Genomic DNA, 12,153 nt, shown 5'->3' on the forward strand with positions numbered 1-12,153 from the left:
CCCCCACCCAACCCTCCCCCCTCCAGGGGGAGGGCTTCGTTGAGGCCGGGCAGGCCCTTCACCCGGATGTGGCCTTCCTCGCGCACGATGTCGGCGATCTGGCGCAGGAACCACGGCTCATAGGAACAGGCGGCCTCGACCTCCTCGACCGTGAGGCCGTGGCGGAAGGCCTGGGCGATGACCCGGATGCGGTCGGGCGTCGGCTGGCCCAGCGCGCGCACCACGGCGGCGCGGATGGCGGCGTCGTCCTCGGCCCCGATCACGCCCTCGATCTCGATCTCGTCGAAACCCGACAGGCCGGTCTCCAGACCGCGCAGTGCCTTCTGCATCGACTCCTGGAAGGTCCGCCCGATGGCCATGACCTCGCCGACCGACTTCATCGAGGTCGACAACAGGGGCTCCGATCCCGGGTACTTCTCGAAGGCGAAGCGGGGGATCTTGGTCACGACATAGTCGATCGACGGCTCGAAGCTGGCCGGGGTGACCTGGGTGATGTCGTTCTGGAGTTCGTCCAGGGTGTAGCCGACGGCCAGACGCGCCGCGACCTTGGCGATGGGAAAGCCCGTGGCCTTGGACGCCAGGGCCGAGGAGCGCGAGACGCGTGGGTTCATCTCGATGACGACCATGCGGCCGTCCTTCGGATTGATCGCCCACTGGACATTGGACCCGCCGGTCTCGACGCCGATCTCGCGAAGCACATTGATCGAGCCCGTGCGCATGCGCTGGTACTCTTTGTCCGTCAGCGTCAGGGCCGGGGCGACGGTGATGGAGTCGCCCGTGTGGACGCCCATCGGGTCCACGTTCTCGATGGAGCAGACGATGATGCAGTTGTCCGCCTTGTCGCGGACGACCTCCATCTCATACTCCTTCCAGCCCAGCACGCTCTCCTCGATCAGCACCTCGGTGGTGGGGCTGAGGTCGAGGCCGCGCAGGACGATCTCCTCGAACTCCTCGCGGTTATAGGCGATGCCGCCGCCTGTGCCGGCGAGCGTGAAGCTCGGGCGGATGATGGCGGGCAGGCCGACGAACTCCAGCCCCTCCAGCGCCTCCTCCAGGGTATGGGCGGCCTTGGAGCGCGGGCTTTCCAGCCCCAGCTTGTCCATGGCGTCCCTGAACTTCTGCCGGTCCTCGGCCTTGTCGATGACCTCGGCCCGCGCCCCGATCATCTCAACGCCGTACTTGGCCAGCACGCCCGACGCATCCAGCGCCAGCGCCGTGTTCAGCGCCGTCTGCCCGCCCATGGTCGGCAACAGGGCGTCGGGCCGCTCCTTCTCGATGATCTTCTCGACGAACTCGGGCGTGATCGGCTCGATATAGGTCGCGTCCGCCAGCCCCGGATCGGTCATGATCGTCGCCGGGTTGGAGTTGACCAGGATGACCCTATATCCCTCGGCCTTCAGCGCCTTGCACGCCTGGACTCCGGAGTAGTCGAACTCGCACGCCTGACCGATCACGATCGGCCCCGCCCCGATGATCAGGATAGACTGGATATCCGTGCGCTTGGGCATCTCAGCCTCCGTTCAATGGGTGACGACCGCGCATTCCCAGCCGTCGTAGTCCAGCTGGAAGGCCGCGGCCCAGGTTTGCATCATGGCGCTGACGGGCGCGAAGGACGCCGCGTCCACCGCCATCGTGGTTTCAAGCACCGTCGTCTCGTCCTGGCCGGACGTGACGAAGCCGGCGCGGCGCGCGACCTCGTTCAGGTCGTCGTGGTCGCCCTCGCCGTGGAAGAAGAACAGCGTGTGGCGCGGGGTGACACCACTGTCGCCATGCTCGGCCAGGGCGGCGCGGATCATGGCGTCGCGCTCCTCATGGCTGATGACGTCTTCGTGCAAGGCGGTCTCTTTCGGCGCGCAGGATCGCCGCGCGTCGCGGCGTTCCGGCTGCGGCGGCGATTGGTGCGGGTTGTCGGCTAAGCGGCCCGTTTAGAGACGCAAGGGGGCGGGCGCAAGAACGCTCCGCGCCAAAACGAAAGGGCGACCCGTCACCGGGTCGCCCTCCGTGGTTCTTCGATCTTTCAGGATCAGTAGCGGCCCGAGATCCTCAGGAAGAAGGAGCGTCCGACCGGCGACACCGGCGTGGCGACGTTGCCGAAGTAGGGTTCCTCGTCGGTGATGTTGTTCACCCCGAAGGTGGCCGAGTAGCCGGGCTGGAAGTCCCAGCGCACCGAAGCGTTGTGGCTCCAGAACTCGTCGGCGAAGGCCGGATCGAACCGGGCGATGTCCTCGATCGGCGTCGACACGAGCGTCTGTTCCGACTGGTAGTTGGAGAACCACGACACGGTGAAGTCCGACACCTGCCAGCGGGCCGCGATCGAACCGGCCCATTCGGGGAAGTTTTGTTCCAGCTTCACCGGATTGGCCTGGCTGGGATTGGCCACGAACGGGAAGTCGTTGCGATCCTCCAGATAGGTCCCCGTCACCGACAGGTCCAGCGTGCCCCAGGCATCCTTGCCAAAGTCGGCGAAGTCGAAGCCGTAGTTGACCGCGAAATCGACGCCCGACACCTCGAGCCGGGCAAAGTTGAGCTGGGTTTGAAGAAGGTAGTTGAAGCCCAGGAACGTCGGAGAGGTCGCGTTTCGGTTCCGCGTGAACAGCGTGCAGAACTGATTGTTGAGCGTCGGCGCGTCATAGCAGGAGTTGACAATATCCTGCGCCGCGACCGCCGAGATCGCGTTCTCGATCTCGATCGACCAGTAGTCCGCCGTCACGCTGAGGTCCGGAAGGAACCGAGGCTGCAGCACCACGCCATAGGTGATGGTCTCGGCTTCCTCTTCCTCCAGGTTCGCGTTGCCGCCGGTCTGACCGGTGAAGCGCGCTGTCAACGGGTCGGTGAAGTTGTAGGTACCCGTGATCCCCAGATCCGCCCGACAGTTGGCGAGACGATTAGCCGGGTTGGGCCCTGAGTTGACGTTGACCGAATCGCAGGGGTCTACGGGCCGGAACGTCGCGGCATTCAGCGGGGCGAACAGCTCGCCGATGTTGGGTGCCCGGATGGCGACCGCATAGCCGCCGCGGAACCGGATATCCTCGATCGGGGCCCAGATGGCGTCGGCCTTCCAGGTCGAGGTCTCGCCAACGGTCGAATAGTCACCGACGCGCCCGGCGATGTTCAGGCTCAGAACCTCGGCGAACGGCGCGCCCGACAGGATCGGGAACTGCAGCTCCAGGAACGCTTCGGCGACGTCGAATCCGCCTTCGGTGATGCGGGTTGTCTGATACTGGAAGACTTCGCCGTTCTGACGGGCGATGTCTGGCGTGAACAGGGAGTTCTCCTCACGGTATTCCGCTCCCACGGCGAAGCCGACTGGGCCACCCGGCAGGCTGAACCAGCGCCCGAGATCACCGATCAGGCTCGCCGCGATGACGAGCTGATCGATCTTGGAGGTGTCGACCGCCTCATAGCGAAGGAAGTCCAGCCCTTCGCGGCTTGAGTTTCCGACGCCGAACAGATTGATGGGTCGGCAGGGCGAGCCGGCCCCTGGGGTGAAGGTGGTGAAGCCGCCGAACTGCTGGATTGTCGCGCCCGGCCCGAAGTTGGCCGTATCGGTCAGGTACGAATAGCGCGGGAAGGCAGTAGGATCCAACGTCGACCGGCAGACGATGTCTCCGTTGGGCGCCGTCACGGCGTCGATGGCCGCAAAGAACCGGTCTTCCAGACGCACGAAGCCTCGAGCCTCCTGCGTTGTCTCGCCGTAGTTCAGCGACACATCGTATGTCCAACCGTCGAAGATCTCACCGCCGAACCCGACGACGGCGCGGATCGTCTCGCGCTCGCTGGATGCTTCTGGGTCAAACAGGTCGATATTGTCACGACCGATGGTCACGAGGGACTGGGCATCACCATTACCTTGCGCGATCTGGGCGTTGACGATGTTTCGGATCGCAGTCGGGATGTAGGGATTGTCCAACGCGATCGGGATGGAATCGTCGAAGGTGTTGTACGGGTTGTAGGTCGTGCCCCGGTTCCAGGCGTACTTCAGATCAGCGTAGGTCCGGAACGAGTCCGAGAACTCATAGTTCAGGAGCAGGTTGATGTTGACCGCCTCGTCTTTGGGCAGCAGCGACTGATTGGAGAACGTCTGCGGGCTCCCGTCACCGCCGAACTGTTCGGTAAAGTTGCCGATCAGGCCGTCGCGGAACGGACGAATCGCGTTTGTGACCGGATCGACGACCCAGCAACCGACAGGGAAGCCGCCGCCACCGCCACGTCCACCCTGGCTCTGCAGGCAGTCGAAGACGCCGTTGCCGTCCAGGTCGGGACGGTTGAGCGCCCCGAAGTCACCGGGTCCACCTGCGAAGCCGAAGCCGTAAGGGTCATAGCCGATCAGGCCGCCGATGGAGGCGATCGAGAACACGGGGTTGTTCAGGTAGGCACGAGCCGGTGCGGCCTGAGCTCGGGCGATCAGGGCCGGGTCGGTGTTGGCGTAACGCGGAGTGCCGTTGGCGAGCAGGATGGTGCGGCCCAGAACCGTGGCCTGGGTCTGGCCAGCCGGCACCGGGTCACCAATCTGGAAGCTGCGAGCCGGGTTGGCCTTGTCGTCGGCGACATTGTTGTTGGCCGCCCAGTCGCGATCACCATAGTACAGAGCTTCGGAACGGCTGGCCTGGACGCCGATCGAGATGTTGCCCCGACCGTTGTCGAAATCGCGGCCCTGGGCGAAGGAGGCGAAGATCTCCTCGGTATCGCCTTGACCCGAGATGCCGCCCTGAACTTCCCATTCGGTGCCGACGAAGTCGCGCTTCATAATGAAGTTGACGACGCCCGTCACGGCGTCGGAGCCATAGACCGCCGAGGCACCACCCGTCAGCACCTCGACCCGCTCGACCAAGGCGGACGGAATCGTCGAGATGTCGACGGCAGCCGTGCCCGGCTGGCCCGAGACGTGACGGCGGCCGTTGACCAGGACCAGGGTGCGGTTGGCACCCATCCCGCGCAGGTTCAGCTGCACAGAGCCGCCGTTCGCCTGGGCAGTGCTTTCTGAGGCCTGCAGAGCGGGAATGACATCCAGCGCGTCAGCGATCTCGGTCACCCCCTGGGCTGCCAGGGTCTCCGAACTCAGCACCTGGACCGGCTGGGGCGCGTTCTCGGGGCGGATGGCGATCCGCGAGCCTGTGACCACAATCTCCTCGACCTCGGTCACCTCTCCAGGGTCCTGAGCTAGCGCAGGGCTGGCAAGGAGGGCTGCGAGACCGACGCCAGTCAAGCAGATGGTCCGGATGCTGAATTTGGTCCGCATGTTTCTTTCCTTCACCCCGGCAACGAGGCCACAGTGAAGGTAGTTTTTTGCCGTGAATGTCCTTCGTCAACGCGAGATGCGCCGCATGAGCGATTTTGACATGGAAGGGTCACCGCGAAGCCACAATTGCATCGGCTTCGCCCGATGTCACCGATTTGCGACAGAACTTGGTCTGAAAACGCGTCCCGCAGCAGAGCTATGGCGCATTCTGGCTCAAATCGCCTACAATACGTCACAGCAGCGACATCTACGGCATTTTCGTCCGTAACGCCGTTCGTTGTAACAGAAACCAGTATCCTCGATAACTTTGTTATCTGAGCATCAGCACAGGAAGACTTTATGCAGTCGCGGCGACGTTCTCTTTTCCTTTCAACGATGCTGGCCGGGACCGCGTCTGTGTTCGTGATGACGGCCGCAACCGCGTCTGTCGCCCAGACCGCGCCGCAAGACCCTGCGGTGCCCCAGGACGAGGCCACCGAGGTCGAAGAGATCGTCGTCACCGGGACGCGCCTGCGCCTTCCCGACTATGTCCAGTCCAACCCGGTCGTGTCGGTGACGGGCGAGACGATCCAGTATTCCGGCGTGACCAACGTCACGGACCTGCTGACGGACTTCCCGGCGGTCGCCAATTCGTTCAACTCGGTCGACTCGGCCGACACCGGCGGCTCGGCCTCGGTGGGTCTGAACCTGCTCAACCTGCGCAACCTCGGCACCCAGCGCACCCTGGTGCTGGTCAACGGCCGTCGCCATGTCGCCTCGGATCCCGGCTCGGCGGCGGTGGACACCAACACCATCCCGGTCGGTCTGATCCAGAACGTCGAAATCCTGACCGGCGGTGCCTCGGCGCTGTATGGTGCCGACGGCGTCTCGGGCGTGGTCAACTTCGTCCTGCGCGAGCGCTTCGAGGGGCTGGACGTGCGCGCCCAGACCGGCTGGACCGAGGACGGCGGCGGCGAGCGCAGCTTCGTCAGCGCCCTGTATGGCCGCAACTTCCTGGACGACCGGCTGAACCTGACCATCGCCGGCGAGGTCGCCCTGGACGAGGCGATCTCCCAGTTCGACCGCGATTACACGACGCCGGGCCTGCGCGAAGTGCTGGTCGGCAACCCCGACGACTTCGCCGATGATCCCAATGTTCCGGACTTCGTCTTCTTCCGCGACGTCCGCTACCCCGACACCTCGCGCGGCGGCTCGGTCTACACCGACCTGGATTTCGGCGATTCCTACTTCGGCTTCGACTATGAGGGCGCGGGCGCGGTATGGCGCGACGGGCGGCCGACCTCGGGTTTCCCCGTCATCGGCGGCTCCGGCACCCTGCTGGATGACTTCGTCGACGACCTGTCCCCGGCCCAGGACCGCTACACGATCAACACCACCGGCCGGTTCCAGCTGAACGACAATCACGAGCTGTTCTGGGAAGGCAAGTTCGCCCGCATCGAGACCGGCTTCACCGCCCAGCCGACCTATGACTTCGGCTATGGCCCGGACAACGCCTTCTTGTTCCTGGGCCTCTGGACCGGCATCGACAACCCGTTCATGCCCACCGCGATCCGCAACGACGCGGTCACCAATCCCGACGGTCTGGGCAACCCGGCCAACGCCGCCCTGCTGGGCGTCGACCCCGGCGTCTTCATCCAGCGCGACAACTTCGACCTGGGCTACACGGGCCGCGACATCACCCGCGACACGACCCGTCTGGTGTTCGGCATCGAAGGCGATCTGCCGCTGGGCCTGACCTATGAGGTGTCGGCGGTCTATGGCCAAACCCAGACCGACAACCTGTATCTGAACAACCGCATCAACGACCGCTTCCTGGCGGCCATCGACGTGGTCCAGGGCCCCGGCGGTCCGACCTGCCGCAGCAACCTGGATCCGGCGTCGTATCTGGCCAACCCGAACGTCGATCCGCGCGTGGGGGCCCGCACCTTCACCCCGGGCCCCAACTCGGGTTGCGTGCCGCTGAACATCTTCGGCGACGGCTCGCCGTCGGCCGAGGCCCTGGCCTGGGTCCGCACCGACTCGGCCAGTTCGGACAAGATCGAGCAGACCCAGCTGCTGGGCTATATCTCGGGCGACACGGAAGCTTTCTTCAGCCTGCCGGCCGGCCCGATCAGCTTCGCGCTGGGCGCCGAATACCGCGAGGAGAAGAGCCGTTCGCGCGTGTCCGACGAAGCGCGCCTGGCCCAGACCGTCACCGACGAACTGGCCCCGGGCGAGCAGCTTCCTTACGACGTGACCTGGGAAGGCTCGGGCCAGGACAGCGGCGGCAGCTTCGACGTGGCCGAGATCTTCACCGAGGTCTCGATCCCGCTGCTGAAGGACCTGCCGTTCGCCGACACCCTGACGCTGGACGGCGCCTACCGCTATTCGGACTATTCGACGGCGGGCGGCAATGAGGCGTGGAAGGTCGGCCTGCTGTATCGACCGATCGACTGGATCCTGCTGCGCGGCACCGAGGCGCGCTCGGTCCGCGCCCCCAACATCGGCGAGCTGTTCCTGCCCCAGGTCCAGACCAATGCCCTGCTGACCGACCCGTGCGACGTCGACAACGTCAACCTGGGCACGTCAAACCGGGTGGCGAACTGTACGGCGGCCCTGGCGGCGGCGGGTGTCGCGAACCCCGCGGCGTTCCAGAACACCAACTCCGGATCGGTCCAGGGTCGCGTCGGCGGCAACCCGAACCTGGATGTCGAGGAGGCGGAAACCACGACCTACGGCATCGTCATCCAGCCGCCGATCGTGCCGAACCTGACGCTGTCGGTCGACTACTATGACATCGCCCTGACCAATGCGATCCAGTTCTTCTCGGCCCAGACGATCGTCGACCAGTGCTACGACCTGCCGGCGGGCAACCAGTTCTGCGACCTGATCACCCGGCGCAGCCAGCCGGGACCGGGCCAGGGCTTCATCGACTCGTTCGAGCAGTTCGCCCTGAACGTGGCTTCGTACAACACGTCCGGCTACGACTTCACGGTGCGCTATGCGCTGGATCCGGCAGACTGGGGCATCGAGCGCGACATCGGCCGGTTCAGCTTCTCGCTGGCAGGCTCGAAGCTGGAAGAGCTGGTGTTCATCGAACTCGACACGCCCGACAGCAGCCTCGGTTTCCCGGGCGCCCCGGAGTGGATCGTCTCGACAGATCTGACCTGGGAATGGCGCGACTTCGTCGTGAACTACGGCTTCACCTACTACGACGAAACCTTCCGCATCGACCCGCTGACGCTGGCGGCCGAGCCGGACTACGTCGAGGAGGAGTACCGTCTGTTCTCGGCGCTGAAGCGTCACGACATCCAGGCTCGCTGGAACGTCGATGACCGCGTCACCGTGTATGGCGGCGTCAACAACCTGACGGACCAGCAGCCGGATCGGGGCAGCTTCGCCACCCCCATCGGTCCCCAGGGCCGGACCTTCTACGTCGGCGCCACCTACAAGCTGTAAGCGTCGCCCACGAACCGAAGCCCCCGCTCTCGAAAGAGGGCGGGGGCTTTTTCTATGCCCGTTCGGCGATCCAGCTGGGGAGGTCGGCGATGCTGTCCAGCAGGCCGAAGCGGGGATGGTCCACCGGCGGCTCGGCGAGCTCGTGCGCCCAGGTGACATGGTAGGGGATGTGGACGGCAAAGGCCCCGGCCTCGATGGCGGGGATGACGTCCGACTTCACGGAGTTGCCGGCCATGACGGCCTCATCGGCCCCGGTGCCGTGGCGGGCGAAGACGCGGTCGTAGGTGCCCCGATCCTTCTCCGACACGATCTCCACGGCGGCGAACAGGTCACCGAGCCCTGATGCCGCCAGCTTCCTCTCCTGATCCAGAAGGTCGCCCTTGGTGATCAGGACCAGGCGGTAGCGTTCGGACAGGGCGGCCAGGGTCTCGTCGACGCCCGGCAGGGTCTCGACCGGGTGGGCGATCATCTCGCGGCCGGCAGCCAGGATCTCGCGTACCACGCCGGGCGGCGGCTCGCCCTCGCACAGCTCCATCGCCGTCTCGAGCATCGACAGGGTGAAACCCTTGATGCCGTAGCCGTAGAGCCGCAGGTTGCGGCGCTCGACCTCGGCCAGACGCGCTTCGATCAGGGAATTGTCGTGCTCGCCCAGCAGGTCGAGGAAGCGAGCCTGGGTCAGGCGAAAGATCGTCTCATTGTGCCAGAGGGTGTCGTCGGCATCGAGGCCGACAGTGGTGATGGGCATGATGGGGCCGAGCGTCCAATCGCGCGTCGCGGGGCCGACGCGGGGACCGTGTAACTCGCCGCGCGATAATGGCGAAGCCGCAGGTGTCGGGGCTTTCGTCCCTGTTGCCGCAGAAAGCACGACGCCATGCGCAAGACCGTCATCGCCGCCTTCCTGATCGGCGGTCTCCTGGGCGTCCCGGTGGGGATCGGCGTGGGATTCTATATCTTCCCCTTCGTCTTCCCGCCGGCGGAGGCGACCGAGACCCTGGCGGCGGAAGAGGTCGCGACGACCGTCGCCACGGGGACGTTCATCCACGCCAACCCTTCCGATCCGGTCCACTACGGCCGGGGTCGCGTGCGGGTGACGGAGCAGTCCGTCTTTCTGGAGAGCGACTTCGAGGTCGGTCCGGGGCCGGCCTATCGGGTCTATCTGGTCGCCGCCGACGGCGTGCGCACGGCGTCGGACGTGACGGACAGCCAGCACATCAACCTGGGCACGCTGCGCGCGTTCAAGGGCGGCCAGCGATACGCCATACCGGCCGGCACCGATCTGTCGCGGTACAAGAGCGTGGTCATCTGGTGCGAGCAGTTCTCGGTCCTGATCTCGCCGGCCGACCTGGTCCCCGCCTGACGAACATGCGATCTGGGGCAAGGTGACACCTTGCCCGCGCCAGCGCGCGCGACCACGGTCGGCGTCATGTCCGACACATCCGCCATCGTTATTGGAGCCTCCGGAGGGATCGGCCGCGCGCTCGCCGATGCGCTGGAGGGCGGCGAGCGATACGCCCGGGTGCATCGGCTGGGGCGGTCTCTGGCTGGAGAGGCCCATGTCGATCTCGAGGACGAGGCTTCCATCGCCGCCGCCGCCGAGCGGGTCCGCGCGGGCCCGCCGCCGGCGCTGATCCTCGTCGCCACCGGCGTGCTGCACAGCGGCGAGGAGCCGGAGCGGACCTACAAGGCCATAACGGCCGAGCATCTGCTGCGCGACTACCGGATCAACACGGTCGGGCCGGCACTGGTGATGAAGCATTTCGCGCCGCTGATGCCCCGGGACCGGCGCGCGGTGTTCGCCGCCCTGTCGGCGCGGGTGGGCTCGATCGGCGACAACCGGCTGGGCGGCTGGCACAGCTATCGGGCGTCCAAGGCGGCGCTGAACATGCTGCTGCGGAACCTGGCGGTGGAACTGGGCCGGTCGCATCCGCAGGCGGTGGTGGCGGGGCTGCATCCGGGTACGGTCGACACCGCCCTGTCCACGCCGTTCCAGAAGGGGGTGGCCGAGGGCAAGCTGTTCACGCCTCTCTATTCGGCCGAGCGGCTGTTGGCGGTGCTCGACGGCCTGACGCCCGCCGACAGCGGGGGCGTCTTCGCCTGGGACGGAGCCCGCATTCCGGAGTGAGCCAGGCGCGTTGACCCTGGGGCGGTGCCTCTGTAGCTACGCGGCCGTTTGTTCGCCGGGATTCGGTGTAAAGGGACGGCCATGACGACTTCTCTGCTTCCCGGCTGCACCGGTGTTCTGGCTCTGGCCGACGGCACGATCTTTCAGGGGATCGGGGTGGGCGCGACCGGCCGGGCGCTGGGCGAAGTCGTCTTCAACACGGCCATGACGGGGTATCAGGAGATCCTGACCGACCCGTCGTACATGAGCCAGATCCTGGCCTTCACCTTTCCCCACGTCGGCAACACCGGGACCAACGTCGAGGACATCGAGCAGATGGGCGGGGGCTCCGACACCTCCGCGCGCGGGGCGGTGTTCCGCGACCTGCCGACGGATCCGGCCAACTGGCGTTCCGACGCCTCGCTCGACGCCTGGATGAAGCGGCGGGGCGTCGTGGGTCTGTCGGGCATCGACACCCGCGCCCTGACCCAGGCCATCCGCGACCACGGGGCGCCGCACGCCGTCATCGCCCACGATCCCGAAGGCCGTTTCGATCTCGACGCCCTGGTCGCCGAAGCGAAGGCGTGGACGGGTCTGGTCGGCCTCGATCTGGCCAAACCGGCCTCGACGCTCCAGGCCTTCGACTGGAACGAGGCCCTGTGGGACTGGCCCGAGGGCTATCCCCGCGTCGATGCCGCCGGGAAGTCGGTCGTGGTCATCGATTATGGGGTGAAGCGCAACATCCTGCGGGCGCTCGCCTCGACCGGCGCGAAGATCACCGTGGTGCCGGCGACGACGTCGGCCGAGGACATTCTGGCTCGGAACCCCGATGGCGTGGTCCTGTCCAACGGCCCGGGCGATCCGGCCGCGACCGGCGAATACGCCGTGCCGGAAATCCGGAAGCTGGTCGAGAGCGGCAAGCCGATCTTCGGCATCTGCCTGGGCCACCAGATGCTGGCTCTGGCGCTGGGCGCCCGGACTGTGAAGATGGATCAGGGCCACCACGGCGCGAACCATCCGGTCAAGGACCTGACCACCGGCAAGGTCGAGATCGTGTCGATGAACCACGGTTTCACGGTGGACCGCGACAGCCTGCCCGACGCCGTCCAGGAGACCCACGTCAGCCTGTTCGACGGCACCAACTGCGGCATCCAGCTGAGGGACCGGCCAGTGTTCAGCGTCCAGCACCACCCCGAGGCCTCGCCGGGGCCGACGGACAGCCTGTATCTGTTCGACCGCTTCCGGGCGTTGATGGACGCCTGACGCGGCTTGGGAGTCAGGAGAAGGAGTGGGAGTGACTCTCACTTCTCTCATCGCCTGGGTTCGCCCTGTGAGCGCCGATCCCGCTCTAGGCGACAGGGACGTCAATCGCGGA

General features: G+C 66.1%; 8 protein-coding genes. 4 read left to right on the plus strand and 4 right to left on the minus strand.

Translation table 11 applies throughout. The annotated features are described in order from the left end of the window. The 3 genes from carB to IP78_RS07305 form a co-directional block, all read right to left on the minus strand. The coding region (carB, locus tag IP78_RS07295; protein ID WP_156320325.1) for a carbamoyl-phosphate synthase large subunit at nucleotides 1-1,508 on the minus strand (1,508 nt) is incomplete at its 3' end. 12 nt (nucleotides 1,509-1,520) lie between these two features. Continuing rightward, nucleotides 1,521-1,835, minus strand: a complete 315-nt coding sequence (locus IP78_RS07300; RefSeq protein WP_231680951.1) for a ribonuclease E inhibitor RraB — start codon at nucleotides 1,833-1,835, stop codon at nucleotides 1,521-1,523. Nucleotides 1,836-2,023: 188 nt separating this feature from the next. Then, nucleotides 2,024-5,239 carry a TonB-dependent receptor gene (locus tag IP78_RS07305; RefSeq protein WP_054111038.1) on the minus strand — a complete coding sequence of 1,072 codons (3,216 nt, stop codon included), beginning with the start codon at nucleotides 5,237-5,239 and terminating at the stop codon, nucleotides 2,024-2,026. A 405-nt stretch (nucleotides 5,240-5,644) separates the two neighbouring features. Between IP78_RS07305 and IP78_RS07310 the strand changes: the two genes are divergently transcribed. Next, nucleotides 5,645-8,677: a TonB-dependent siderophore receptor gene (locus IP78_RS07310; RefSeq protein WP_197272406.1), complete on the plus strand. Its 3,033-nt coding sequence runs from the start codon at nucleotides 5,645-5,647 to the stop codon at nucleotides 8,675-8,677. A gap of 52 nt (nucleotides 8,678-8,729) precedes the next feature. Here IP78_RS07310 and IP78_RS07315 read toward each other — a convergent pair whose 3' ends face one another. Next, a complete protein-coding gene (locus tag IP78_RS07315) occupies nucleotides 8,730-9,422 on the minus strand; it encodes an HAD family hydrolase (protein WP_054111040.1) in 693 nt (230 codons plus the stop codon). Between the two features lie 126 nt (nucleotides 9,423-9,548). On the opposite strand from IP78_RS07315, the gene IP78_RS07320 reads away from it, so the two are divergent. From IP78_RS07320 to carA, 3 genes are all read left to right on the plus strand, one after another. After that, entirely contained in the window at nucleotides 9,549-10,034 is a 486-nt protein-coding gene (locus IP78_RS07320; RefSeq protein ID WP_054111041.1) for a DM13 domain-containing protein, read from the plus strand. Nucleotides 10,035-10,100: 66 nt separating this feature from the next. Further along, nucleotides 10,101-10,799 carry an SDR family NAD(P)-dependent oxidoreductase gene (locus IP78_RS07325; protein WP_054111072.1) on the plus strand — a complete coding sequence of 233 codons (699 nt, stop codon included), beginning with the start codon at nucleotides 10,101-10,103 and terminating at the stop codon, nucleotides 10,797-10,799. An 81-nt stretch (nucleotides 10,800-10,880) separates the two neighbouring features. Beyond that, a complete protein-coding gene (gene carA / locus IP78_RS07330; RefSeq protein ID WP_054111042.1) occupies nucleotides 10,881-12,041 on the plus strand; it encodes a glutamine-hydrolyzing carbamoyl-phosphate synthase small subunit in 1,161 nt (386 codons plus the stop codon). Nucleotides 12,042-12,153: the final 112 nt, after the last annotated feature.

The organism is Brevundimonas sp. AAP58 (assembly GCF_001295975.1).
Classification (GTDB): domain Bacteria; phylum Pseudomonadota; class Alphaproteobacteria; order Caulobacterales; family Caulobacteraceae; genus Brevundimonas.